This is a genomic window from Streptomyces sp. NPDC093018 (assembly GCF_040684035.1).
Classification (GTDB): domain Bacteria; phylum Actinomycetota; class Actinomycetes; order Streptomycetales; family Streptomycetaceae; genus Streptomyces; species Streptomyces murinus.
The window spans coordinates 22,958-47,794 of record NZ_JBFBFF010000023.1; the positions used below are offsets into that span (position 1 = coordinate 22,958).

Consider the following 24,837-nt stretch of genomic DNA (forward strand, 5'->3'; position numbering starts at 1 on the left):
TTGGCTGGCGGTGATCGCGGCGGTGGCCTCGGTCACCGCCCTCGCCCTTTTCGTCGGTGCGTGCGGCACGGGCGGCCTGGGTGCCCGGGACGAGGGCCCGGCACACGCCTCGGCGGTGGCCGGGGCCGGCGCCGTGGCCTCGCCGTCGCCCTCACCGAACGATCCGGACAAGTACCGGAAGGTGGACGCCGTACAGCTGCTCAAACAGGATCCGGCGGTGTCCGCCACCGTCAAGCGGGAACTGAAGCCGTGCAGCGGCAACGAGTACCCCGTGGACATCTCGTACGGTGATCTGACCGGGTCTCCGGTGGACGACGTCGTGATCAATGTGCTGACATGCGCGGACGCGGTCGGGATCGGCTCGTATGTGTACCGGGACGATTCCGGCACCTTCAAGAACGTGTTCCGGACCGAGGAATCGCCGGTCTACGCCGAGATCGATCAGGGTCGGCTGTCGGTGACCAGGCAGTATTACGAGAAGGGCGATCCCATCTCCAGCCCGTCCGGTGAGATCGTGACGCCGTACAGCTGGAAGGCGGGACGGTTCACACCGGGCAAGAGCGTGCGCAACGAGTACAGCAAGTCGGCCGGGCAGGTCCCGACGCCGGTGCCGGACAGCTGAACCGCCCTTCGACCGGACCACCAGCACTTCACGAGGACAGAGAGCACCGGGATGGCAGATCAGACCCACGTTCTGTTCGTCGAGGACGACGACGTCATCCGCGAGGCCACACAGCTCGCCCTGGAGCGGGACGGCTTCGCGGTCACCGCCATGCCCGACGGGCTCTCGGGCCTTGCGGCGTTCCGGGCGAACCGCCCCGACATCGCCCTGCTCGATGTGATGGTGCCGGGTCTCGACGGGGTCAGCCTGTGCCGCCGGATCCGGGACGAGTCGACGGTGCCGGTGATCATGCTGTCGGCGCGCGCCGACTCCATCGACGTCGTCCTCGGCCTGGAGGCCGGCGCGGACGACTATGTGACCAAGCCGTTCGACGGCGCCGTCCTGGTCGCCCGGATCCGGGCGGTGCTGCGCCGCTTCGGGCACGCCGGTGGCTCCGCGCACCCGGAGGAGCCCGCGTCCGCGATGCAGGGCGGCACCCTGACCTTCGGCGATCTGCGGATCGACACCGACGGCATGGAGGTGCTGCGGGACGGCCGGCCGGTGGCGCTCACCCCGACCGAGATGCGGCTGCTGCTGGAGTTCTCCTCCGCGCCCGGGACCGTGCTCTCCCGCGACAAGCTCCTGGAGCGCGTGTGGGACTACGGCTGGGGCGGGGACACCCGCGTGGTCGACGTCCATGTACAGCGGCTGCGGCAGAAGATCGGCCAGGACCGGATCGAGACGGTCCGCGGCTTCGGCTACAAGCTGAAGGCCTGAACGGAGCGGTATGCGGGGGTTTTGGCGCCATCCGGTCCGGCGCATGGAGCGCGTGGGCCTGCACACCGGGATCCGGTGGAAGCTCAGTGCGGCGATCGCGCTGGTCGCGGGGCTCGTGGCGATCGCGTTGAGCCTGGTCGTGCACAACGCGGCCCGGGTCTCGATGCTGGACAACGCGCGCGACCTGGCCAATGACCGGGTCCAACTGGCACAGCGCAACTACGAGTTGTCCGGGCGGACGAACTTCCCGAACATAAAGATCGACGATCCGGGGATGCCGCCGGCGCTGCGCGAGAAGGTGATGGCCGGGCGCCGGGCGAGCGATGTCTCCGACCGGGGCTCGGGTCCGCCGGACATCTGGGCGGCGGTACCGGCCAAGGACGGCCATGTGCTGTCGCTGCACAGCCACTTCCCGGACCGTTCCATGGACGTGATGAAGGACCTGGACCAGGCCCTGGTCATCGGCTCCATCGCGGTCGTCCTCGGCGGCAGCGCGCTCGGCGTGCTGATCGGCGGGCAGCTGTCCGGCCGGCTGCGCAAGGCCGCGGCCGCGGCGAACCAGGTCGCGCGGGGCGAGACCGAGGTACGGGTGCGGGAGTCCATCGGCGGGGTCGTACGGGACGAGACCGACGATCTGGCACGGGCGGTGGACGCGATGGCGGACGCGCTGCGGCTGCGCCTGGAGGCCGAGCGGCGGGTCACCGCGGACATCGCGCACGAGCTGCGCACCCCGGTGACGGGGCTGCTGACGGCCGCCGAGCTGCTGCCGCCCGGCCGGCCCACCGAGCTGGTGCTCGACCGGGCCAAGGCGATGCGCACGCTGGTGGAGGACGTGCTGGAGGTGGCCCGCCTGGACAGCGCCTCGGAGCGGGCCGAGCTCCAGGACATCCTGCTGGGCGAGTTCGTCGCGCGGCGGGTGGCGGCGAAGGATCCGGACATCGTCGTACGGATCGTGCACGAGTCGGAGGTGACGACCGACCCGCGCCGCCTGGAACGCGTGCTGTTCAACCTGCTCGCCAATGCCGCGCGGCACGGGCGGCCGCCGATCGAAGTGAGCGTCGAGGGCCGGGTGATCCGGGTCCGCGACCACGGTCCCGGCTTCCCCGAGGCGCTTCTCGCGGAGGGCCCGAGCCGCTTCCGCACCGGCAGCACGGACCGCGCGGGCCAGGGCCACGGCCTCGGCCTGACCATCGCCGCCGGCCAGGCCCGCGTCCTCGGCGCCCGCCTCACCTTCCGCAACATCCGCCCCGCGGGCCTCCCCCCGGAGCTCCCGGCGGAGGGCGCGGTGGCGGTCCTGTGGCTGCCGGAGCACGCGCCGACGAACACGGGGAGCTATCCGATGCTGCCGCTGTCGGGGGGAGCGGGCTGAAATCGGCGGGGCGGGGAGTTGGGGGGCGGTTCGGTCGGTCGTCGGCCGCGGGCCGGTGGGGCCCCTTCGCGCAGTTCCCCGCGCCCCTTTCGGGGCACTTCGATGGCCGACGGAACTGCGATTCCCTAGGGGCGCGGGGAACTGCGCGACCAGCCCACGACGGACCGCACCCGCACCGCCGCTCCCCCGCCGCACCCCCCGAACATGACGAAGGCCCCCGGGGCGGACACCCGCCGGGGGCCTTCGTCGTACCGGGGCCCGGTCAGACCGCCTCGACCAGCGGAGCGACCTGCTCCTCCGGCTGAGCCGCCTGCGGGCCACCCCGCAGCGGGACCTCCTTGACGAAGAGCGCGCCGACGAGCACCAGGACGGCGATCACGGCGCCCAGGAGGAACGCGGAGTGCGTACCGGCGGAGACCGCGTGCTGGTAGGCCTCGCGGGCCAGCGGCGGGAGCTTCGCCAGGCTCTTGGCGTCCAGCTGGGCGGACTGCTCGGTGATGCCCTTGCCGAGCGCACCGGCCCGCTCGGCCATGACGTCCTTGACCTTGTTGTTGAACAGCGCGCCCATGATGGCGACACCGAACGAGGAGCCGAGCGTACGGAACAGCGTCGTGGACGAGGACGCGACGCCCATGTCCTTCATCTCCACGCTGTTCTGCGCCACCAGCATGGTGATCTGCATCAGGCAGCCCATGCCGAGGCCGAGGACGGCCATGTAGACGCCGGAGGTGAAGCGGCTCGTACCGGTGTCCATCAGCGACAGCAGGTACAGGCCCGCGATCATCAGCACACCGCCGACGACCGGGAACACCTTGTAGCGCCCGGTGTTGGTGGTGACCCGCCCGGCGACCATCGACGTCACCAGCATCGCGCCGAGCATCGGCAGCAGCAGCAGTCCGGAGTTGGTCGCCGACGCGCCCTGCACCGCCTGCTGGTACAGCGGCAGGAACAGCGTCGCGCCGAACATCACGAAGCCGGTGATGAAGCCGATCACGGACATCAGGGTGAAGTTGCGGTTGCGGAAGATGTGCAGCGGCAGCACCGGGTCGGCGGCCTTCGTCTGCCAGAACACGAACCCGGCCAGCGCCACCACACCGATGGCTATGAGCTCCATGATCCGCGCGGACGTCCAGGCGTACTCGCTGCCGCCCCAGGTGGTGACCAGCACGATCGAGGTGATGCCGATGGTCAGCAGCGCGACACCGAGGTAGTCGATGCCCGCCTTGGACCGCTTGCGCGGCAGGTGCAGCACCGCGCTGACCAGGACCAGCGCGACCGCGCCGAGCGGCAGGTTGATGTAGAAGGACCAGCGCCAGCCCCAGTTGTCGGTGATGGTGCCGCCGACCAGCGGACCGCCGATCATCGCCAGCGCCATCACGGCGGCCATCATGCCCTGGTACTTGCCCCGCTCCCGCGGCGGCACGAGGTCACCGATGATCGCCATGACGCCGACCATCAGACCGCCGGCGCCGAGGCCCTGAATGGCACGGAAGCCGATCAGCTCGCCCATGTTCTGGGCCATGCCGCTGAGCGCGGAGCCGATCAGGAAGATCACGATCGAGCTGAGGAAGGCGCCCTTGCGCCCGTACATGTCACCGAGCTTGCCCCAGATCGGGGTGGAGGCCGCGGTGGCCAGGGTGTAGCCGGTGACCACCCAGGACAGGTGCTCCAGGCCGCCCAGCTCGCCGACGATGGTGGGCATCGCGGTGCCCACGATCATGTTGTCGAGCATCGCGAGCATCATCGCGATCATGAGCGCGAGCAGTACGACGCGCACGCTCCGCTGTTTCTTGCCCTCCTGGGGGCTCTCCACCGTGTCCGCCATCTCTTCCCTACTCCCCCTCGGCGACTACTTACTTGCCGCCCGGCTAGTTAGTACACTGCGCAAGGTAGAGGGCAAACTAGCCGGGCGTCAAGTAAGTTTCCGCAGGAGCGCGAGGAGTACGAGGATGGGCGTCACCATGGACGGCACCAAGCAGCAGCGCCGCGGCAACACCCGCCAGCGCATCCAGGACGTCGCGCTCGAACTCTTCGCCGAGCAGGGCTACGAGAAGACCTCGCTGCGCGAGATCGCCGAGCGCCTCGACGTCACCAAGGCGGCCCTGTACTACCACTTCAAGACCAAGGAAGAGATCATCGTCAGCCTCTTCGAGGACCTGACGCAGCCGATCGCCGACCTGATCGAGTGGGGGCGCGGCCAGCCGCACACCCTGGAGACGAAGCAGGAGATCCTGCGGCGCTACAGCGAGGCGCTCTCGCACGCGGAGCCGCTCTTCCGCTTCATGCAGGAGAACCAGGCGACGGTGCGGGAGCTGCGCATCGGAGAGACCTTCAAGGACCGCATGCACGGGCTGCGGGACATACTGATGGACCCCGACGCCGAGCTGGTCGACCAGGTGCGCTCGCTCAGCGCGATGTTCACCCTGCACGCCGGGATGTTCGTGATGCAGGACCTGGTGGGCGACGTGGAGAAGCGCCGCCAGGCGGTGCTGGAGGTCGCCCTGGACCTGGTCACCCAGGCCCACGAGCACGCCCACGCCGACACCGACACCCACGCCGACACCGACGGCTGAGCCGCCCGCGTCGACTCACTCGACCCGGGCGGCTCGGACGGCTCGCTCAGCGGCTCATGCGGCCCGCTCGGCTCAGACGCGGACGCCCTTGCCCTTCAGGAAGGGCACCGGGTTGAGGGCGGAGCCGTAGTTCGGGGTGGTACGGATCTCGAAGTGCAGGTGGGGACCCGTGGAATTGCCGGTGGAGCCGGACAGGGCGATGTGCTGGCCCGTCTTCACCTTCTGGCCGATCTTGACGTCGACGCGGGACAGGTGCGCGTACTGGGAGTAGACGCCGTTCTCGTGCTTGATCACGATGGCGTTGCCGTACGCGGGACCGTCACCGGCGCCGTTGGGGCCGGCCTTGACGACGGTGCCGCCGTGCACGGAGAAGACCTCGGTACCGGTGGACACCGCGAAGTCCTGGCCGCTGTGCTTGGCGACCCAATGGGCGCCGGACTGGTTGAAGCCCGCGGAGAGCGAGTACTTCTTCACCGGGTCGACCCAGGAGGCCGCCGACGGAGCGGCGCTCGCGACTCCGGCGCCCAGCACGACCGGGACAGCGACACCGGCGGCCAGGAAGGCGGCGCGGGTACGGAGCGAGGACGTACGGGTGGCACGGGACGTGAAGCGCTTGAACATCGAGACCTCGTGAGCTCGGGGACAGATCAGCCACCCGGCGGACAGGCGTTCGCCGCGGTGGCCATCCCTTGGTAACCGATCGCCCCGGCCGGGCGAAAGTGGTGCATCTACGGCGCTCGGTAGTAGATGAGCCGAAAACCACCCATCGCCTTGACAGCCCCCGCGCCTACCCGGCATCCCCCGCCACGAACTGCCCGTTTCCGCCGTAAACCGAGGATCTACGAGCCCTTTGCCCGCCCTTTACTCGCCCGACGGATCCCACTATCGGGGCTAGTAAGGGATAAATCGCCTGTGCGGCATGTCACCGGCTTCGCGCACCGGCGGGGCCGTGAATGTGATGCAGACCCCTATCCACCTACCGTTCGGTAACCCTACGGTTCCCCTCACGCCATCCGCACCACAGATCATGCACCTGCCATCCGGCACCGCGTACGTGACGTGAGAGGAACCCCCACCGATGACCAGCCCCCTGGCGCGCCGCCTCACCGTGACCGCCGTCTCCGTGGCCGCCCTGGCCGCCGTGGCCGCCCCGGCCCAGGCCGTGGACGCCACCACGGCCCCGGCCACCACCGCGGCGGCGAGCGCCACAACCGGCAAGGTCGACTTCGCCACCTGGCAGAACGACTGCCAGACGGTCATGGACCAGACCCTGCCGTACCTGGAGCAGCGCATCGCCGCCGCGAAGCCGGGCGAGAAGCAGGCCATCGTCTTCGACATCGACAACACCACGCTGGACACCGACCTGGGCTTCACGATCCCGCAGAAGGCCAACAAGCCGGTGTTCGATGTCGCCCGGTACGCCCAGGACCACGGCGTCGCGCTCTTCTTCGTGACCGCCCGCCCGGGCATCATCGAGGCGCCCACCAAGTGGAACCTGGAGTACGACGGCTACCAGGTCTCCGGCATCTACGTGCGCGGCCTGTTCGACCTCTTCAAGAACGTCGCGGACTACAAGACGGCCCAGCGCGTCGACATCGAGAACAAGGGCTACGACATCATCGCCAACATCGGCAACAGCGCGACCGACCTCTCCGGCGGCCACGCCGACCGCACCTTCAAGCTGCCGGACTACAACGGCCAGCTCTCCTAGGGCAGTTGGGATCCCTCCGTAGACTTCTGACGGTCCTGCGACCACGGGGGTGGCGGATGGATCCGACGGTACGGGGCGGCAGACTCGCGTCCGCCGCGATCGGCCCGCTGGTGCGGAAGCTGCTCGCGGCGGACGGCCCCGGAGCGGGCCTGGTGGACAGGCCGGTACGGCGGTCGGCGCTGGTCTCCTTCCGGGGCGAGAAGCTGACGCTCGGCGAGAAGGACGTCCGCAGGCTGCCGGCCCTGGGCGACCTGGAGATGGACGACGTCCAGGCCGTACGGCTCGGCCACCGGGAACCGGCCCGCGAACTGCTCCGCTCCGCGGACGCCTGCCACTTCCTGGACTCGGCGACGCAGTGGAGCAGAGCCGGGCGCAGGCCGAACTGATCGCCAAGGTGGACGAGTTGATCGTCCGCGTGCCGCGCCCCGACGCCCGCGACACCGTCTTCGAGCGCCGCTGTCTGCCGTACCTCGCCGAGCACCACAACCACATCACCATCTACGGCATCGACCTGCGCGAGTCCCCCGACCGCCGGCCCCTCGAAGTCGCCTACCTGAGCCTGGAGGCGACCGCGGTCGAGGACGCGGCGCCCGATCCGGTCCCCGGTGAGCGCCCGGTGACCGGCACCGGGCGGCTGCGGGCCGAGGAGGCGCTGCCGGCCGACTCCCGGGTGCTGCTGCGCGGCCCGCGGGGGCGGCCGCGTCCCCTACGTCCTCCCCCTGCGCACCCTGACCCGCACCGGGCTGCTGCCCGCCCCGGCCGGCTTCCTGGCGGCCCTCAGCTGCCCGCTGACCCCGCCGGAGGGCTGGGCCGAGCGGGTCCTCGCGGCGGGCCGGGGACTGATCCTGGTGGACGGCCTGGACGAGATCCCGGCCGCCGACCGCCGGCGCACCCTCGACTGGCTGCGCCCGCTACGGAAACTCACCACGGTCTCCGTGAGCCAGCGGCTGACGGGCACCGACGCGAAGTCGCGGAACCACCCGGCCTGGCCCGTCTCCACGTGAACGGGAGCATCGTCCGGGAATTCCCGCACTCACTCGACCTCATGCCGGTCCCGCCCGGCACTCGGTGATCCTGGGGATCCGGACCGGACATTCCCTGGCAATCTCCCGGTACAAGGACCTCTTCCCGAACGCCCGGCTCACCGTGGAAGAAAACTGAAAGGGGCCGGTGCTCAAAAGCACCGGCCCCTTTCAGTTGAAGCGCCGCGGGCTTACGCGTCCTTGCTCAGGTTCGGTCCGCCGCCGGCGGCCTGCTCGATCGGCGGGGCGTCCGGCAGGGCCGACTTCTCCTCGCCGCGGAAGGTGAAGGTCGCGTTGTCGCCCTCGCCCTCCGTGTCCACGACCACGATGTGGCCGGGGCGCAGCTCGCCGAAGAGGATCTTCTCGGAGAGGCTGTCCTCGATCTCGCGCTGGATGGTGCGGCGCAGCGGCCGGGCGCCCAGCACGGGGTCGTAGCCCTTCTTGGACAGCAGCTCCTTGGCGGACTGGGACAGCTCGATGCCCATGTCCCGGTCCTTCAGGCGCTCGTCCACCTTGCCGATCATCAGGTCGACGATCCGCAGGATGTCCTCCTGCGTCAGCTGCGGGAAGACGACCACGTCGTCGACGCGGTTGAGGAACTCGGGCCGGAAGTGCTGCTTGAGCTCGTCCTGGACCTTGTTCTTCATGCGCTCGTAGTTGGTCTTCGTGTCACCCGAGGCCGCGAAGCCCAGGTTGAAGCCCTTGGAGATGTCCCGGGTGCCGAGGTTGGTCGTCATGATGATGACCGTGTTCTTGAAGTCCACGACCCGGCCCTGGGAGTCGGTCAGGCGACCGTCCTCCAGGATCTGGAGCAGCGAGTTGAAGATGTCCGGGTGGGCCTTCTCGACCTCGTCGAACAGGACGACGGAGAACGGCTTGCGGCGCACCTTCTCGGTCAGCTGGCCGCCCTCTTCGTAGCCCACGTAGCCGGGGGGCGAACCGAAGAGACGCGAGACCGTGTGCTTCTCGCTGAACTCCGACATGTCGAGGGAGATCAGCGCGTCCTCGTCGCCGAAGAGGAACTCGGCGAGCGCCTTGGACAGCTCGGTCTTACCGACACCGGACGGGCCGGCGAAGATGAACGAGCCACCGGGGCGCTTCGGGTCCTTCAGACCGGCACGCGTACGGCGGATCGCCTTCGACAGCGCCTTGACGGCGTCGACCTGACCGATGACCCGCTTGTGGAGCTCGTCCTCCATGCGCAGCAGACGGGAGGACTCCTCCTCGGTCAGCTTGAAGACCGGGATGCCGGTGGCCGTGGCGAGGACCTCGGCGATCAGCTCGCCGTCGACCTCGGCGACGACGTCCATGTCGCCGGCCTTCCACTCCTTCTCGCGCTTGGCCTTGGCGGCCAGGAGCTGCTTCTCCTTGTCGCGGAGCGAGGCGGCCTTCTCGAAGTCCTGCGAGTCGATCGCGGACTCCTTGTCCCGGCGGACGCCGGCGATCTTCTCGTCGAACTCGCGGAGGTCCGGCGGCGCGGTCATCCGGCGGATGCGCATCCGGGAGCCGGCCTCGTCGATCAGGTCGATGGCCTTGTCCGGCAGGAAGCGGTCCGAGATGTAGCGGTCGGCCAGGGTGGCGGCCTGGACCAGCGCCTCGTCGGTGATGGAGACGCGGTGGTGCGCCTCGTACCGGTCGCGCAGGCCCTTGAGGATCTCGATGGTGTGCGGCAGGGACGGCTCGGCGACCTGGATGGGCTGGAAGCGGCGCTCCAGGGCCGCGTCCTTCTCCAGGTGCTTGCGGTACTCGTCCAGCGTGGTCGCACCGATGGTCTGGAGTTCACCGCGGGCCAGCATCGGCTTGAGGATGGAGGCCGCGTCGATGGCGCCCTCGGCGGCACCCGCACCGACCAGCGTGTGCAGCTCGTCGATGAACAGGATGATGTCGCCGCGGGTGCGGATCTCCTTGAGGACCTTCTTCAGGCGCTCCTCGAAGTCACCGCGGTAGCGGGAGCCGGCGACCAGGGCGCCGAGGTCCAGCGTGTAGAGGTGCTTGTCCTTCAGCGTCTCGGGCACCTCGCCCTTGACGATGGCCTGGGCGAGGCCCTCCACGACGGCGGTCTTGCCGACGCCGGGCTCACCGATCAGCACCGGGTTGTTCTTGGTACGGCGGGACAGCACCTGCATGACCCGCTCGATCTCCTTCTCGCGCCCGATGACCGGGTCGAGCTTGGATTCACGGGCGGCCTGGGTGAGGTTCCGGCCGAACTGGTCCAGGACCAGGGAGGTCGAGGGGGTGCCCTCGGCCGGGCCGCCGGCGGTGGCGGTCTCCTTGCCCTGGTAACCGGAGAGCAGCTGGATGACCTGCTGCCGCACCCGGTTGAGGTCGGCACCCAGCTTGACCAGGACCTGGGCGGCGACGCCCTCGCCCTCACGGATCAGGCCGAGCAGGATGTGCTCCGTGCCGATGTAGTTGTGGCCCAGCTGAAGGGCCTCGCGGAGCGACAGCTCCAGGACCTTCTTGGCACGAGGAGTGAAGGGGATGTGCCCGGACGGGGCCTGCTGGCCCTGACCGATGATCTCCTCCACCTGCTGGCGGACCGCCTCGAGCGAAATGCCGAGGCTCTCCAGGGCCTTAGCGGCGACACCTTCGCCCTCGTGGATGAGACCCAGGAGGATGTGCTCGGTGCCGATGTAGTTGTGGTTGAGCATCCGGGCTTCTTCCTGAGCCAGGACGACAACCCGCCGCGCGCGGTCGGTGAACCTCTCGAACATCGTTAATCGCTCCTCAGAGCGGTCAGGCAGTGGGGGGAACTTCCCCTCCCTGTCCTTCCGCAGCTTAGTCCCGCAAGCGGGGACCGCTCATTCCAACTGCCGACACCGTCCTTGGCCTCCTGACCCCGAACGCCGACATCTGCTCCAACCCGATGGTGCGAGACGATGTTCCCGCAGGCCAGGCAGTTACCCCACTCGCCACTACGCCGATGGCGAACGGGAGACCGCCGCGCCCGCACGTCGCCCCCTCCCACTAGGCATGTCTTACCCGCAGGGACTGACACTCCATGCCGAGCGCACCGGTTCCCTCCGCTATGGGCGAACAACCTTGCGGCTCCCCGTACCGCCGGACGCCCCCCTTTCCGGCACGCTGTGCGATCGGCAGGACACTCAGCGTAACTTGCCGCCTGTCCCGCCGGTTGCACCCGGCATGACTGGCACGGTCTTCACGACCTCCACGGTCCCCCTTCCGCGCCGCCCCGTCGAACCGGGGGCGCCCGGCGCGCGCGGGCGCGGAACGGGACGGCGGTGCGAGGTGCGGCGCTGGTACGAGGACGAACTGGGCTGGGCGACCGTGCCCGGGTCCCCGCCGGGGCTGCCGACCGGGCTGCGCTTCGACGTCCTGGACGTGCCGGCCGAGGCGGGCGCGCGGGCACTGCGGCATCTCGCGCCGGGTTCGCCGGTGGCCTTGCGGGGCGACCGGATGCGGCTGCTGGTGGCCGCGGGCGGCGCGGAGGAGGTGCCGGGGCTGCTGGACTGGCTGGAGTGGGGCGCGGTGGCGCCCGATCTGCGGGTCCTGGGGGCGGGGGGCGTCATGGAGGCGCCGCTGCCGCCCGGCGGGCCGCCGTCGTCGTCCGGGAGCCTGAAGGGGGCCGCCGTGTGGCTGCGGCCCCCTGGGGCGGGACGCGAGGCCGATGCCTCGCTGCCCGCGATGCCGGGCATGGGACGCGAGGGGAGCGCCCCAGATCTCGTACGGCTGGTGGACACGGTGGCGTTGTGGTGTCACCGGGTCCGGCTGCGGCGGGAATGCGGCGGGGTGCCGGTCTCGCCGTAGCGCCGTACTGATTGTCGTACCGAAATTCGACCGATTCGGCTGATCAGCCGTTGGCCTTCTCGTATGCCTCGCGGATGGAAGCGGGGACGCGGCCGCGGTCGTTGACCTCCAGGCCGTTCTCCTTGGCCCAGGCGCGGATCGCCGCGGTGTCCTGGTTGCCGCTGGAGGCGGTGCGCGCCTTTCCACGTCCACCGGAGGCACGGCCACCGGTGCGACGACCACCCTTGACATAAGGGTCGAGAAGGCCGCGCAGCTTGTCCGCATTGGCGGTCGTGAGATCGATCTCGTACGTCTTGCCGTCCACCGCGAACGTCACCGTCTCGTCCGCCTCGCCGCCGTCGAGGTCGTCGACAAGAAGGACCTGAACCTTCTGTGCCACCGGATTTCCTTTCATCGATAACGTTGAGGGTCAGGGTGCGCGCGTCCGCCCGTTTCGCCGCCCCTGTTATATGCAGTACTGCAGTACGTCGGAAAGCAAACCGCTTTTGCGGGAAAAACACAAACCCCTGGGAGAGGGCCGAGGAGGGCTCACGGGCCGGAAAGATACGCGTTTCGGACATAGGGCACCGTGCATAGTCACCGGGCAAAGACGATCACAGATGCAGAAGCATCCGGCTGTTGCCCAAGGTGTTCGGTTTCACTCGTTCGAGTCCGAGGAACTCCGCGACGCCCTCGTCATAGGAACGCAGGAGCTCCGCGTAGACATCGGTGTCAACCGGTGTCTCACCGATCTCGACGAAGCCGTGCTTCCCGAAGAAGTCGACTTCGAAGGTCAGGCAGAAAACCCGGCGAACACCGAGCCAACGCGCCGTGTGCAGCAACTTCTCCAGCAACTGATGGCCGACGCCCGCGCCCTTGAGGCCGGGCTTCACCGCGAGAGTGCGGACTTCCGCGAGGTCCTCCCACATGACGTGCAGCGCGCCGCAGCCGACGACCTCGGCGTTGTCGTCCCGTTCCGCGACCCAGAACTCCTGGATGTCCTCGTAAAGCGTGACCGTCGCTTTGTCGAGCAGGATGCGGCCCTGGACGTAGGCGTCGAGGAGGTCGCGCACGGCCGGCACATCGCCGGTCCTGGCCCGGCGGACCGTGATGGCTTTTGCGGAGACTTCGGGACGCTCTGCGGACATGAGCGGACGCTATCGCCCGGCGGCGTCCTCCGCCGAGCCGGGGTTCTCCGCCGAGCCGGGGTTCTCCTGTTGCTCCGCTTGTGCGGGTCGCGCTTGTGCGGGTTCGGGGGCTTGCCGGGTTTCCGGTCCCTGGACGATGCGTACGGCGTCCTGAAGAGCCTGGCGCTGTTCCTCGCTCATCATCCCGAAGAACGCGACGAGTGCGGCGGCGGGGTTGTCGCTCTGCGACCAGGCGTCGTTCATGAGAGCGGCGGCGTAGGCGGCGCGGGTGGAGACGGCCTCATATCGATAGGCCCGGCCTTCCGCCTCGCGGCGGACCCAGCCCTTCTGATGGAGATTGTCCAAAACCGTCATCACGGTGGTGTACGCGATGGTGCGTTCCTGCTGGAGGTCTTCCAGGACTTCTCGAACGGTCACCGGGCGGTTCCACTTCCACACCCGCGTCATGACCGCGTCTTCGAGTTCTCCCAAGGGGCGAGGCACAACTCAGAACAATAGTGGGGGATCAGGACAATGGCGTGCCAGACATGGCAGAACCTTGCGAACCCAGACAAAAAGGGCGCGCGCAGAGAAACCGGCGGCCGGTGACGGCCCTGCGGGACCGGCTCAGACGTCGGCCGCGGCGGACCCGCCGCGCGCCGCCTCCGCCCGCGCGATCGCGGCGTCGACAGCCGCGTCCTCCTTGGCCTTGGCCGCCCCACCCTGGGTCTTCACGATCACCCGAACCACACCGATGAAGAACACGGCCATCACGATCGGGGGCACAAGCGCGGAGACATAGTCCATGCGACCAGAGTAGCCATGCCCTACCGGGCGAATCGGGCGGGGTGGGTATAGCCCGAGGGAGTGTCGGCCTTCGCAACGCCGACCGGGACCCGGCCGTTGTCGACCCCGCACGGGCCCGCCCCGAAAGGGCCCGTGCGGGGAAGTCCTGTTCGCGCGGCGCCGCCGGGGCGCCGCGCACCCCTCCCGTCAGCAGACCAGTTGGTGCGGCGGAGCCGGGGGCTTGCGGCGGGGGAAGACTTCGCCGGGGGTGGGGATGGGGCGCTTGGGGGCGGTGGGGTCGGGGCGTTCGGCGGGCGGCGGCTTCGGGGCGGGCTTGGGGGGCTGCTTGCCGCCGTCCTCCGACTGGCGCGCCGCGCCGCCCGACAGGGCCAGCAGGCGCGTCCTCGCGGGCGGCACCGCCGGCGCCGGGACCCTGCGCGCGCCCTGGGCGAAGCGGGCCCGTACGTCCTGTTCGGCCAGCGCCCGGCAGCGTTCCAGCAGCGCCGCCGCCCTCGGGTTGCCGCGCAGCGCCCGCAAGGCCGCGAGATCGTCCGGCACCGGCCGGTACGCGGCGCCCAGCGCCTCCTCCAGAAGGGCGAAGTAGCCGGCCGCGGTACCGGGCAGCGCGGCCCGATAGCGGTCCAGATCGGCCAGCAGGAAGGCGCGCAGTCTCACCCCCTCGCGGATCGCCTCGTCGAGCGACTCGGCGAGCCGGAGGCAGTCCTGGACGTCCTCGGCGGACGTGCGGCCGGGGTGAAGGGCGAGGGCGAGGGCGCGGCGGAGCACACGCAGCTCCTCCGCGCCGAACGCCATGCCGCCGCGGGATCCGTATGGCGTGGGCATGCGGCGACGCTATCGCTAATCGGACAAAAGTGACACAACGGGATGATGTGTCGCGGGGGTTTCCCTCTAAAGCCTCGACGGGATCCAAGGCGTCGGGATCCAGGGCATCGAGGTCCGAGGCATCGGGATCCGATGCGTCGGAGGGATCAGAGCCGCGACGCGTTCCGCTCGTACACCAGCCGCAGCCCGATCAGCGTCAGCCACGGCTGGTGCTCGTCGATCACCGACGCCTCGCCGAGCACCATCGGCGCGAGGCCGCCCGTCGCGATCACCGTCACGTCGTCCGGGTCGTCCGCCAGCTCGCGCGCCATCCGGCCCACCACCCCGTCGACCTGGCCCGCGAAGCCGTACACGATGCCCGACTGCATGGCCTCGACCGTGTTCTTGCCGATCACGCTGCGCGGCCGGGCGACCTCGATCTTGCGCAGCTGGGCGCCCTTGACGCCCAGCGCGTCGACGGAGATCTCGATGCCGGGGGCGATGACACCGCCCACGTACTCACCGCGCGCGGAGATCGCGTCGAAGGTGGTCGCCGTACCGAAGTCGACCACGATCGCCGGACCGCCGTACATGTCCACCGCCGCGACCGAGTTGACGATGCGGTCGGCGCCGACCTCCTTGGGATTGTCGGTGAGGATGGGCACGCCGGTCTTGACGCCCGGCTCGACCAGCACCGCGGGCACGTCGCCGTAGTAGCGGCGGGTGACCTCGCGCAGCTCGTGCAGGACCGAGGGGACGGTGGCGCAGATCGCTATCCCGTCGATGCCGTCGCCCAGTTCGTCGCCGAGCAGTGGGTGCATGCCCATCAGGCCCTGGAGCAGCACCGCCAGCTCGTCGGCGGTGCGCCGGGCGTCGGTGGAGATGCGCCAGTGCTCCACGATGTCCTCGCCGTCGAACAGGCCGAGGACGGTTTGCGTGTTGCCGACGTCGATCGTGAGCAGCATGGCCGTTACTCCGCCTCCCGCAGGTCCAGGCCGATGTCCAGGATCGGCGAGGAGTGGGTGAGCGCGCCGACGGCGAGGAAGTCGACGCCCGTGTCGGCGTAGGCGCGCGCGGTCGCGAGCGTCAGCCGGCCGGAGGCCTCCAGGAGCGCCCGGCCGTCGACGATGCCGACGGCCTCCGCGCACTCGCCGGGCGTGAAGTTGTCCAGCAGGATCAGGTCGGCGCCCGCCTCCACGACCTCGCGCAGCTGGTGCAGCGTGTCGACCTCGACCTCGATCGGCACGTCCGGGAAGGACTCCCGTACGGCCTTGAACGCCTCGGCGACGCCGCCCGCGGCGACCACGTGGTTGTCCTTGACGAGGGCCGCGTCCGACAGGGACATGCGGTGGTTGACGCCGCCGCCCGCGCGGACCGCGAACTTCTCCAGGGCGCGCAGGCCCGGGGTCGTCTTGCGGGTGTCGCGGACCTTGGCCTTCGTGCCCTCCAGGGCGTCCGCCCACGCGCGCGTCGCGGTGGCGATGCCGGACAGCCGGCACAGCAGGTTCAGCGCGCTGCGCTCGGCGGTGAGCAGGTCCTGGGTGCGGGTGGTGACGGACAGCAGCCGCTGCCCGGCCTCGACCCGGTCGCCGTCCTCCACATGCCGCTCGACCTCGAACTCGTCCGTGCAGACCACGGAGAGCACGGCCTCGGCGACGCGCAGCCCGGCCACGACGCCCGCCTCGCGCGCGGTGAAGTCACCGGTGGCCACGGCCTCCTCGGAGATGGTCGCGACCGTGGTCACGTCCACCCCGCCGGCCAGGTCCTCCTGGATGGCCACGGTGGCGATGTCCTCGACCTCGATCGGGTCGAGCCCGGCCGCGGCCAGCAGCTCGGCGAGCACGGGGTCCAGCCCGCACTCCAGGTACTCCTCGTCGTGCTCCGCGCCGCAGCCACAGCCGTCGCCGCAGCCGCCGGTCGTCGCGAGGGGAAGGTCGTCGGTGCTCACGTCTGTCACTGCTCCTGTGGCGCTGGGTATTACCGGGTAGGGGGGAAGTCTGCGGTGTCGGTGGGGTGCACCGCCAGCGAACGGTCCGGATCGAGCGTGACGACGATATGGCGCCGCCAGTGGGCGTCGTCGCGCTCGGCGTGGTCCTCGCGCCAGTGGCAGCCGCGGGTCTCCTCGCGCAGCTGGGCGGCGGCGACCAGGACGCGGGCCACGCACAGGAGGTTGGTGGCCTCCCAGGTGTCCACGCCGGGCTCGGCGGTCTTGCCGTGCACGTCCAGGGCGTCCCGGGCGTCCGTGTGCAGCCGCTGGAGCTGCTCGGCGGCCCAGGCGAGGGACTCCGCGCCGCGCAGCACGCCCGCGCCCTGGGCCATGATCCGCTGGATGGCGAACCGGGACTCGGGGGCGAGCAGCGGGTGCGCGGGCCTGTCCGGGTGCGGCACCGGCTCGGGCACCCGCGCGTGCAGGCCGTCCGCGGCGCGCTCGGCGGCGATGTCCGCGGCGATCCGCTCGGCGTAGACCAGGCCCTCCAGGAGGGAGTTGGAGGCGAGCCGGTTGGCGCCGTGCACGCCGGTGCAGGCGCACTCCCCGCTCGCGTACAGGCCCGGCACGGTGGTGCGGCCGTGCTCGTCGGTGCGTACGCCCCCGGAGACGTGGTGGGCGGCCGGGGCGATCGGGATGGGCTCGGTGACCGGGTCGATGCCGTTGGCCCGGCAGGCGGCCAGGATGGTCGGGAAGCGGTGCTCCCACATCTCGGCGCCGAAGTGGCGGGCGTCGAGGAACATGTGCTCGGCGTCCTGCTCCTGCATCCGCCGCATGATGGCCTTGGCGACGACGTCCCGGGGCGCCAGCTCGGCCAGTTCGTGCTGGCCGGCCATGAAGCGCACGCCGTCGGCGTCGACCAGGTGGGCGCCCTCGCCGCGCACCGCCTCGGAGACCAGCGGCTGCTGGCCCTCCGCGTCGGCGCCGAGGAACAGCACGGTCGGGTGGAACTGCACGAACTCCAGGTCGCTGACCTCGGCGCCGGCGCGCAGCGCGAGGGCCACGCCGTCGCCGGTGGACACCGACGGGTTGGTGGTCGCGGCGAACACCTGGCCCAAGCCGCCGGTGGCGAGGACCACCGCGGGGGCGTGCACGGCGCCCACACCGTCGTGCTGGCCCTCGCCCATGACGTGCAGGGTGACGCCCGCCGTGCGGCCCTCGGCGTCCGTGAGCAGGTCCAGGACCAGCGCGTTCTCGATGGTGCGCAGACCGCGCGCGCGGACCGCCTCGACCAGCGCGCGGGAGATCTCGGCGCCGGTGGCGTCGCCGCCCGCGTGCACGATCCGGCGCCGGTGGTGGCCGCCCTCCCGGGTGAGCGCGAGACCGCCCTCGGAGGACTCGTCGAAGTGCGCGCCGGTCTCGATGAGCCGTCGTACCGCCCCCGGGCCCTCGGTGACCAGGAGGCGTACGGCCGTCTCGTCGCACAGGCCGGCGCCCGCCACCAGGGTGTCGTCCAGGTGCTGTTCGGGAGTGTCGCCCTCGCCGAGGGCGGCCGCGATGCCGCCCTGGGCCCAGCGGGTGGAGCCGTCGTCCAGGCGGGCCTTGGTGACGACCACCGTGGTCAGCCCGGCGGCCTCGCAGCGCAGGGCGGCGGTCAGCCCGGCCACGCCGGAGCCGACGACGACCACGTCCGCGGCGATGGCCCAGCCGGGGGCGGGCGCGTGCAGTCGTATGCCGGTGCTGGTCACGAGGCGGCTCCCAGGGTGCCGAAGGTGAGCGGGAGGTTGTCGATCAGCCGGATGGCGCCGACCCGGGCCGCGACGGCGAGTACCGCCTCGCCGGTGAAGTCGTCGCCGATCTCGGTGAAGTCGGACGGGTCGACCAGGGCGAGGTAGTCCGGTTCGAGCGGCGGGTCGTAGCGCATCGCCTCGTCCAGGACCTGGCGGGCCGCGGCGCGGACGGCGGCCGGGCCGCCCGGGGCGGCGGTGGCCACCGCGTGCGCGTCGGCGGCCGCGCGGGACTCCCCTATCGCGCTCAGCGCCTCGGCGCGCGCCTGGGTGGCGGGCACTTCGAGGGCCCGCGCGCGCAGCGCCTCCTGCGCGGCGTGCCGGTCGCAGCCGGCGAACAGCGCGCGGGAGAGCGCGAGCGCGGTGCGGCGCTCGTCGGCCGACAGGAAGCGGTTGCGGCTGGACAGCGCGAGGCCGTCCTCCTCGCGCACGGTCGGCACGCCGACGATCTCGATGCCGAAGTTCAGGTCCCGCACCATGCGCCGGATCAGGGCGAGCTGCTGGGCGTCCTTCTGGCCGTAGAGGGCGACGTCGGGGCGGGTGAGGTGGAGCAGCTTGGCGACGACGGTCAGCATGCCGTCGAAGTGGCCGGGCCGGGAGGAGCCCTCCAGGTGTTCGCCCATCGGACCCGCGGTGACGCGGACCTGGGGGTCGCCGCCGGGGTAGACCTCGTCCACGGAGGGCGCGAACACGGCGTCGGCACCGGCCTGTTCGGCGATCTTCAGATCGGCTTCCAGGGTGCGCGGGTAGCGGTCCAGGTCCTCGCCCGCGCCGAACTGGAGCGGGTTGACGAAGACGGTGACGACGACCTCGCCGTCCGGGCCCGCGATCTCGCGCGCGGAGCGGATGAGGGTGGCGTGGCCCTCGTGCAGGGCGCCCATGGTCATCACGACGGCGCGACGGCCCTTGCGGGTGCGGGCGTGCAGCTCCTGGGCGGTGCTGAGCAGGGCGGTGGTCATCGGTCGTTCCCCTCGGTTCCGGTCGGGCCGTCGGTGCCGTCGTTGTCGTCGCTGTTGTCGCTCTCGATGCCGGGCGTGCCGGGCGAGGCGTCCGTGCCCGGTGCGCCCGCGGTGGTGCCGTCGGCCAGCGCGCCGAGCAGGTCCTCGGCGAGTTCGGGCTTGAGCAGGCCGTGCGCGAGGGCGCGGTCGGCGGTGGCGCGGGCCATCGCGACGTACCCCGCGACGGCCGCCGGGGCGTGCTTGCGCAGCTCGACGAGGTGCGCGGCGACGGTGCCCGCGTCCCCGCGCGCGACCGGCCCGGTCAGGGCCGCGTCCCCGGAGCGCAGGGCGTTGTCCAGGGCGGCGCCGAGCAGCGGGCCGAGCATCCGGTCGGGCGCCTCGACGCCGGCCGTGCGCAGCAGCTCCATGGCCTGGGCGACCAGGGTGACCAGGTGATTGGCGCCGAGCGCGAGGGCCGCGTGATAGAGCGGGCGGTTCTCCTCGCTGATCCACTCCGGCTCGCCGCCCATCTCGATCACCAGGGCCTGGGCGGCGAGGCGCAGTTCCTCGGGCGCGGTGACGCCGAAGGAGCAGCCCGCGAGGCGCTGGACATCGACGGCGGTGCCGGTGAAGGTCATCGCGGGGTGCAGGGCGAGCGGCAGGGCGCCGGCCCGCAGGGCGGGGTCGAGGACCTTCGCGCCGTACCGCCCCGAGGTGTGCACGAGCAGCTGCCCGGGCCGGACGGCACCGGTCTCGGCGAGGCCGATGACCAGGGCGGGCAGCACATCGTCCGGGACGGTGAGCAGCACCAGGTCGGCGCGCTGGAGGACCTCGGCGGGCGGGACCAGGGGCACGCCCGGGAGCAGCTCCTCGGCGCGCCTGCGGGAGGCGTCGGAGACACCGGAGACGGCCACCGGGCGATGCCCGGCGAGCTGGAGGGACGCGGCCAGCGCGGGGCCCACCCGGCCGGCGCCCACGACGCCGACGGTGAGCCGCGCGGGGCGGTCCTGGTGGTCTTGCTGGTGGACTGTACTCACGCGACGGCGGCCTTCCCGTTCCAGTCCGCTTCGGGTACCGGACGATGTACCGGACGATTTCTCGTCATGTTAACGCTATCTCGGTCCGGTGCCGACCGGTTGTCCACAGGCTGTGGGTTTCACCACCCCCGCAGGCGGGGCCGCGGAAACCCCGGTGCCCCGGGCGGTCCCGGCGCGGCATGATCCCGGGCATGACCGAGACATCTGGGCAGGACACGGAGACCACGACCGGGGAGCGGGCGGAGCCCACGGCCAGGGAGCGGTGGGCGGCCGTACGACGGCGGGGCGCACGCCGGCTGAGCGACGCGGCCGCGGGCGACTCGCTCCGCGAACGCCTCGCCGACCTGGTGGAGGCGGGCGCGGGGGTCTACGACCTGGACGAGCCGGCCGACATCTACGGCAACCGGATCGTCGCCGGCCTGGAGGAGCGGGTCGCCGCGCTGCTGGGCACCGAGGACGCCGCGTTCTTCCCGTCGGGCACGATGGCCCAGCAGGTGGCGCTGCGCTGCTGGGCGGGCCGCACCGGCAGCCCGGCGGTGGCCCTGCACCCCCTCGCCCACCCCGAGGTGCACGAACGCGACGCCCTCAGCCAGGTCAGCGGGCTGCGCCCGGTGCACGTGGGCAGCGGGATCAGCCAGCCGACGGCGGCGGAGATACGCGGCCTGGCGGAGCCCTTCGGCGCGCTGATGCTCGAACTGCCGCTCCGGGACGCCGGTTTCGTGCTGCCCACCTGGGAGGAGCTGACCGAACTGGTCGAGGCGGCGCGGGAGCGGGACGCGGTGGTGCACCTCGACGGCGCGCGCCTGTGGGAGTGCACCGAGCACTTCGGGCGCCCCCTGGCGGAGATCGCGGGCCTGGCCGACAGCGTCTATGTGTCGTTCTACAAGTCCCTCGACGGCCTCGGCGGCGCCGCCCTCGCCGGGCCGCGCACGCTGATCGAGGAGGCCCGGACCTGGCGGCACCGGTACGGCGGGCAGATCTTCCAGCAGTTCCCGACCGCGCTGTCCGCGCTGATCGGCCTGGAGCGGGCGCTGCCCCGGCTGCCCGAGTACGTCCGCCACGCGCGCGTGGTCGCCGGCGCGCTGCGCGAGGGGTTCGCCGAGGCGGGTCTGCCCTGGGCGCGGGTGCATCCGGAGGTGCCGCACACCCATGAGTTCCAGGTCTGGCTGCCGTACGCGCCCGAGGTGGTGGCCGAGGCGGCGCTGCGGCAGGCCGAGGAGACCTCGGTGGCCCTCTTCCCGGGCCACTGGTCGGGCGCCGCGGGCCCCGGCATGGCCTGCACGTAGGTGTCCGTGCGCGCGGCGGGCCTGGAGTGGACGGCGGAGGAGGTGCGAGCCGCCGTACGGGAGTTCGTACGACGGCTGCCGGGGCGGGACTGAGAAGGGACGGCTGCCGGGGCAGGACCGAGAAGGAGGGCGCCGGGGTTTACGAGGGCCGGGGGTTTACGGGGTGCGTACCGGCGAAGCGCGGCCGTGGTTCAGCCGCGGCCGCCGGCCCGCACCAGGCCGGTCTCGTAGGCCAGCACCACCACCTGCACCCGGTCCCGCAGCCCCAGCTTGGTGAGGATGCGGCCCACATGGGTCTTCACGGTCGCCTCGGACAGCACCAGCCGGGCCGCGATCTCCCCGTTGGACAGGCCCTGGGCGACCAGCACCATCACCTCGCGCTCCCGCTCGGTGAGCCGCTCCAGCTCCTTGTGCTTGGGGTCGCGGTTGCCGGAGGGCAGCATCGGCGCGAACCGGTCCAGCAGCCGGCGCGTGGTGGAGGGCGCCACCACCGCGTCGCCGCTGTGCACGGCGCGGATGGCGGCCAGCAGCTCACCGGGCGGCACGTCCTTGAGCATGAAGCCGGACGCGCCCGCCTTCAGCCCGGAGAAGGCGTACTCGTCCAGGTCGAAGGTGGTCAGGATCAGCACCTTGGGCGCGTCGGGCTGCTCGCAGATGCGCCGGGTGGCCTCCACGCCGTCGAGCTTGGGCATGCGGACGTCCATCAGGACGACGTCGACCTTGGTGGAACGGAGCACCTCCAGGGCCTCGACGCCGTCGCCCGCCTCGGCGACGACCTCCATGTCCGGCTGGGCGGCGAGCACCATCCCGAACCCGGTGCGCAGCAGCACCTGGTCGTCGACGAGCATCACGCGGATCGTCATCGGGGTCCTTCTTCCATCGGTCTTCGGTGACTCAGTGCGCCGGTTTGAGCGGCAGAAGGGCGCTGATACGGAACCCTCCGCCGGGACGCGGCCCGGCGTCCAGGGTGCCGCCGACCATGCCGACGCGCTCGCGCATCCCGATCAGGCCGTGCCCCCGGCCGTCGGCGCCGCCCTCCTCGTACAGCTCCTGCGGGGCGCCCTTGCCGTCGTCCTCCACGAGCAGGCCCAGACCGTCGTCGAAGTAGACCAGACGCACGCTCGCACCGGTGTTCGGCCCGCCGTGCTTGCGGGTGTTGGTGAGCGCCTCCTGCACGATCCGGTACGCGGTCAGCTCCACCCCGCTGGGCAGCGGGCGCGGGGTGCCCTCCACCTTGAAGTCGACGGGGAGGCCGGAGCGGCGGCACTGCTCGATCAGCTCGTCGATCTGCTCGACGTCGGGCTGCGGGACGTACTCCCCGCTCTCCTGGTGCTCACCGGTGCGCAGCACGCCCAGCAGGCGGCGCATCTCGGCGAGGGCCTGGCGGCCGGTCGAGGAGATCGTCTCCAGGGCCTTCCTGGCCTGGTCGGGTGCGGCGTCCAGGACGTAGGCGGCGCCGTCGGCCTGGACCACCATCACGGACACGTTGTGCGCGACGACGTCGTGCAGTTCCCGGGCGATCCGGGCGCGCTCGGCGGCCACCGCGACCTTCGACTGCGCCGCGCGCTCCTTCTCCAGGCGGGCCGCGCGCTCCTCCAGCTGGGCGAAGTAGGCGCGCCGGGTGCGCATGGAGTCGCCGAGCACCCAGGCGAGCGCGAACGGCACGGTCTGGAAGACCACGATGGCGACCTGTCCGAGGAAGCTGGAGTGCTGCGCGGGCCAGCGCAGCTGCGCCATGGTCGCGGCGCAGAAGCTGGCGACCAGGGCGAGCCGGGAGGCCCAGCGGGTGCCCATCGTGGCGACCGTGTAGGCGATCACCAGCAGGGCGAAGTCGGCGACGGTCGTCTCCACGTCCAGCACCAGCTGGGCGAGGCCGGTGGCGAGCGCGAGCAGCAGCATCTGCTCCGGGAATCTGCGGCGCAGCGCGACGACGACGCACAGGACGGCGGAGACCGTGACCGCCGCGGCGAGCGAACCCCGGTGGGCGGGCGTCCCCTGAAGGCTGGCCTCGCTCAGCACCGACAGCCCGAACAGGACGACGGCCCAGAAGGAGTCGACCCCGGTCGGGTGGCGGCGGAGGAAGTCGTAGAGGCGCTGCACGTAACCCAGAGTAGGGAAACGGAATGCCCGACCGGGTCAACCGGAGGGCCGATCCGGGCCCGGCGTACGTACTCCCCAAGGTGGAGGAGATGATCATCTACGGGCCTACTCTGGTGCCGTGACGCAGGAGACACCGGGGCAGCGGCGGGACTCGCCCGGGAGCCCGCGCGGCTGGCGGGCGGCGGCCCAGGAGGCCCTGTACGGCCCCGCCGGGTTCTACCGGCGCCCGGAGGGACCCGCCGGGCATTTCCGTACGTCCGTGCACGCCTCACGGCTCTTCGCGGGGGCCGTGGCGGAGCTGCTCCGGCGGGTCGACACGGCGCTGGGACGGCCCGCGGCGCTGGACTTCGTGGACATGGCCGCCGGGCGGGGCGAACTGGTCGCCGGTGTGCTCGCCGCCCTGCCGCGGGAGGTGGCGGCGCGCGTGCGGCCGTGCGCCGTGGAGATCGCCGACCGCCCCGAGGGCCTGGACGAACGCGTCGCCTGGCGCGGCGAGCCCCCGGCGGAGATCACCGGGCTGCTGTTCGCCAACGAGTGGCTGGACAACGTGCCCGTGGACGTGGCCGAGACGGACCCGGCGGGTGTGCCCCGGTACGTGCTCGTGGGCGACGACGGCGCCGAGCGCCTCGGCGACCCGGTGACCGGCGCGGACACGGACTGGCTGGCGCGCTGGTGGCCGCTGGGTGCCGAGGAGGGGACGCGGGCGGAGATCGGGCTGCCCCGCGACCGGGCGTGGGCGGCGGTCGCGGGCCGGGTGACGCACGGGCTCGCGGTGGCCGTGGACTACGCCCACACCGCTGGCGCGCGCCCCCCGTTCGGCACCCTCACCGGCTTCCGCGCGGGCCGCGAGACGACCCCCGTGCCGGACGGGACCTGCGATCTCACGGCCCATGTCGCCCTGGACGCGTGCGCGGCGGCGGACGAGCGCCCGGCCCCCGCGCGTCTGCTGACCCAGCGCGCCGCTCTGGGCGCCCTCGGCATCACCGGCGGGCGCCCCCCGCTGGCGCTCGCCTCCACCGACCCCGCCGCCTATGTGCGCGCCCTCGCGAGCGCCGGGGAGGCCGCCGAACTCACCGCCCGGGGCGGCCTCGGCGACTTCGGCTGGCTGCTGCGGACGGTGGACATCGCGGACCCGCTGGCCTGAGCCGACCCGCCGACCGGGCCGGGCCCTGCCTGCCGATGCCGCCTGCCTGCCGATGCCGCCTGCTTGCCGAGGCGGCCTGCTCG

The 24,837-nt window shown here is 71.7% G+C and carries 22 protein-coding genes and 2 pseudogenes; 9 read left to right on the forward strand and 15 right to left on the reverse strand.

The window, feature by feature from the left end:
* Nucleotides 1–10: 10 nt before the first annotated feature.
* Genes AB0N90_RS34165 through cseC form a run of 3 tightly spaced genes read left to right on the forward strand, consistent with a single transcriptional unit; the run spans nucleotide 11 to nucleotide 2,747 of the window.
* Nucleotides 11–622 (forward strand): hypothetical protein, encoded by a 612-nt coding sequence (locus AB0N90_RS34165; protein ID WP_037660311.1) that lies wholly within the window; start codon nucleotides 11–13, stop codon nucleotides 620–622.
* 51 nt (nucleotides 623–673) lie between these two features.
* Nucleotides 674–1,378 carry a two-component system response regulator CseB gene (cseB, locus tag AB0N90_RS34170; RefSeq protein WP_128791110.1) on the forward strand — a complete coding sequence of 235 codons (705 nt, stop codon included), beginning with the start codon at nucleotides 674–676 and terminating at the stop codon, nucleotides 1,376–1,378.
* Nucleotides 1,379–1,388: 10 nt separating this feature from the next.
* Nucleotides 1,389–2,747, forward strand: coding sequence for a two-component system sensor histidine kinase CseC (cseC, locus tag AB0N90_RS34175; protein WP_365203043.1), 1,359 nt, complete (start codon nucleotides 1,389–1,391; stop codon nucleotides 2,745–2,747).
* A 262-nt stretch (nucleotides 2,748–3,009) separates the two neighbouring features.
* On the opposite strand, the gene AB0N90_RS34180 is transcribed toward cseC, so the two are convergent.
* Nucleotides 3,010–4,572 carry an MDR family MFS transporter gene (locus AB0N90_RS34180; protein WP_365203044.1) on the reverse strand — a complete coding sequence of 521 codons (1,563 nt, stop codon included), beginning with the start codon at nucleotides 4,570–4,572 and terminating at the stop codon, nucleotides 3,010–3,012.
* A 124-nt stretch (nucleotides 4,573–4,696) separates the two neighbouring features.
* On the opposite strand from AB0N90_RS34180, the gene AB0N90_RS34185 reads away from it, so the two are divergent.
* Nucleotides 4,697–5,320, forward strand: coding sequence for a TetR/AcrR family transcriptional regulator (locus AB0N90_RS34185; protein ID WP_365203046.1), 624 nt, complete (start codon nucleotides 4,697–4,699; stop codon nucleotides 5,318–5,320).
* Nucleotides 5,321–5,392: 72 nt separating this feature from the next.
* Here AB0N90_RS34185 and AB0N90_RS34190 read toward each other — a convergent pair whose 3' ends face one another.
* Entirely contained in the window at nucleotides 5,393–5,941 is a 549-nt protein-coding gene (locus AB0N90_RS34190) for a M23 family metallopeptidase (protein WP_256642106.1), read from the reverse strand.
* Between the two features lie 457 nt (nucleotides 5,942–6,398).
* Here AB0N90_RS34190 and AB0N90_RS34195 point away from each other — a divergent pair, with 457 nt between their 5' ends.
* Both AB0N90_RS34195 and AB0N90_RS34200 read left to right on the forward strand, forming a co-directional pair.
* Nucleotides 6,399–7,031 carry an HAD family acid phosphatase gene (locus AB0N90_RS34195; RefSeq protein WP_365203048.1) on the forward strand — a complete coding sequence of 211 codons (633 nt, stop codon included), beginning with the start codon at nucleotides 6,399–6,401 and terminating at the stop codon, nucleotides 7,029–7,031.
* 56 nt (nucleotides 7,032–7,087) lie between these two features.
* Nucleotides 7,088–7,933: pseudogene (locus AB0N90_RS34200) on the forward strand (ATP-binding protein); the annotation flags it as partial.
* Between the two features lie 311 nt (nucleotides 7,934–8,244).
* On the opposite strand, the gene AB0N90_RS34205 reads toward AB0N90_RS34200, so the two are convergent.
* Nucleotides 8,245–10,767: an ATP-dependent Clp protease ATP-binding subunit gene (locus AB0N90_RS34205; protein ID WP_128791102.1), complete on the reverse strand. Its 2,523-nt coding sequence runs from the start codon at nucleotides 10,765–10,767 to the stop codon at nucleotides 8,245–8,247.
* Between the two features lie 430 nt (nucleotides 10,768–11,197).
* Here AB0N90_RS34205 and AB0N90_RS34210 point away from each other — a divergent pair, with 430 nt between their 5' ends.
* Complete coding sequence (locus AB0N90_RS34210; protein WP_365203050.1) at nucleotides 11,198–11,821, forward strand: SCO3374 family protein; 624 nt, start codon at nucleotides 11,198–11,200, stop codon at nucleotides 11,819–11,821.
* A gap of 43 nt (nucleotides 11,822–11,864) precedes the next feature.
* Here the strand turns inward: AB0N90_RS34210 and AB0N90_RS34215 are convergent, their stop codons facing one another.
* The 10 genes from AB0N90_RS34215 to AB0N90_RS34260 all read right to left on the reverse strand — a co-directional run bounded on the left by AB0N90_RS34215 (nucleotide 11,865) and on the right by AB0N90_RS34260 (nucleotide 20,224).
* A complete protein-coding gene (locus tag AB0N90_RS34215; protein ID WP_361682780.1) occupies nucleotides 11,865–12,200 on the reverse strand; it encodes an Lsr2 family protein in 336 nt (111 codons plus the stop codon).
* 214 nt (nucleotides 12,201–12,414) lie between these two features.
* A complete protein-coding gene (locus AB0N90_RS34220) occupies nucleotides 12,415–12,948 on the reverse strand; it encodes an amino-acid N-acetyltransferase (protein WP_037660327.1) in 534 nt (177 codons plus the stop codon).
* 9 nt (nucleotides 12,949–12,957) lie between these two features.
* The gene (locus AB0N90_RS34225) at nucleotides 12,958–13,431 is read right to left on the reverse strand and encodes a BlaI/MecI/CopY family transcriptional regulator (RefSeq protein WP_365203052.1); all 474 of its coding nucleotides are present in this window, start codon (nucleotides 13,429–13,431) and stop codon (nucleotides 12,958–12,960) included.
* A gap of 123 nt (nucleotides 13,432–13,554) precedes the next feature.
* Entirely contained in the window at nucleotides 13,555–13,734 is a 180-nt protein-coding gene (locus AB0N90_RS34230; RefSeq protein WP_361682776.1) for a hypothetical protein, read from the reverse strand.
* Between the two features lie 186 nt (nucleotides 13,735–13,920).
* Complete coding sequence (locus tag AB0N90_RS34235) at nucleotides 13,921–14,526, reverse strand: hypothetical protein (protein ID WP_365203137.1); 606 nt, start codon at nucleotides 14,524–14,526, stop codon at nucleotides 13,921–13,923.
* A gap of 176 nt (nucleotides 14,527–14,702) precedes the next feature.
* Complete coding sequence (locus AB0N90_RS34240) at nucleotides 14,703–15,500, reverse strand: type III pantothenate kinase (RefSeq protein ID WP_365203054.1); 798 nt, start codon at nucleotides 15,498–15,500, stop codon at nucleotides 14,703–14,705.
* 5 nt (nucleotides 15,501–15,505) lie between these two features.
* A complete protein-coding gene (nadC, locus tag AB0N90_RS34245; RefSeq protein ID WP_128791098.1) occupies nucleotides 15,506–16,483 on the reverse strand; it encodes a carboxylating nicotinate-nucleotide diphosphorylase in 978 nt (325 codons plus the stop codon).
* Between the two features lie 29 nt (nucleotides 16,484–16,512).
* Entirely contained in the window at nucleotides 16,513–18,210 is a 1,698-nt protein-coding gene (locus AB0N90_RS34250; protein ID WP_365203056.1) for an L-aspartate oxidase, read from the reverse strand.
* Entirely contained in the window at nucleotides 18,207–19,208 is a 1,002-nt protein-coding gene (gene panC / locus AB0N90_RS34255) for a pantoate--beta-alanine ligase (protein ID WP_365203058.1), read from the reverse strand. Before panC ends, AB0N90_RS34250 begins: the two co-directional genes overlap by 4 nt.
* On the reverse strand, nucleotides 19,205–20,224 hold the full coding sequence (locus AB0N90_RS34260; protein ID WP_365203060.1) for a DUF2520 domain-containing protein: 1,020 nt from the start codon (nucleotides 20,222–20,224) through the stop codon (nucleotides 19,205–19,207). The genes panC and AB0N90_RS34260 overlap by 4 nt, the downstream gene beginning before the upstream one ends.
* 191 nt (nucleotides 20,225–20,415) lie before the next feature.
* Here AB0N90_RS34260 and AB0N90_RS34265 point away from each other — a divergent pair.
* A pseudogene (locus AB0N90_RS34265) lies at nucleotides 20,416–21,603 on the forward strand (beta-eliminating lyase-related protein).
* 98 nt (nucleotides 21,604–21,701) lie between these two features.
* Here AB0N90_RS34265 and AB0N90_RS34270 read toward each other — a convergent pair.
* Together AB0N90_RS34270 and AB0N90_RS34275 are read right to left on the reverse strand one after the other, a co-directional pair.
* Nucleotides 21,702–22,373 carry a response regulator transcription factor gene (locus tag AB0N90_RS34270; RefSeq protein ID WP_361682765.1) on the reverse strand — a complete coding sequence of 224 codons (672 nt, stop codon included), beginning with the start codon at nucleotides 22,371–22,373 and terminating at the stop codon, nucleotides 21,702–21,704.
* A 31-nt stretch (nucleotides 22,374–22,404) separates the two neighbouring features.
* Nucleotides 22,405–23,610, reverse strand: a complete 1,206-nt coding sequence (locus tag AB0N90_RS34275; RefSeq protein WP_365203062.1) for a sensor histidine kinase — start codon at nucleotides 23,608–23,610, stop codon at nucleotides 22,405–22,407.
* Nucleotides 23,611–23,728: 118 nt separating this feature from the next.
* On the opposite strand from AB0N90_RS34275, the gene AB0N90_RS34280 reads away from it, so the two are divergent.
* Nucleotides 23,729–24,754 carry an SAM-dependent methyltransferase gene (locus tag AB0N90_RS34280; RefSeq protein ID WP_365203064.1) on the forward strand — a complete coding sequence of 342 codons (1,026 nt, stop codon included), beginning with the start codon at nucleotides 23,729–23,731 and terminating at the stop codon, nucleotides 24,752–24,754.
* The last annotated feature ends 83 nt before the right edge of the window (nucleotides 24,755–24,837 follow it).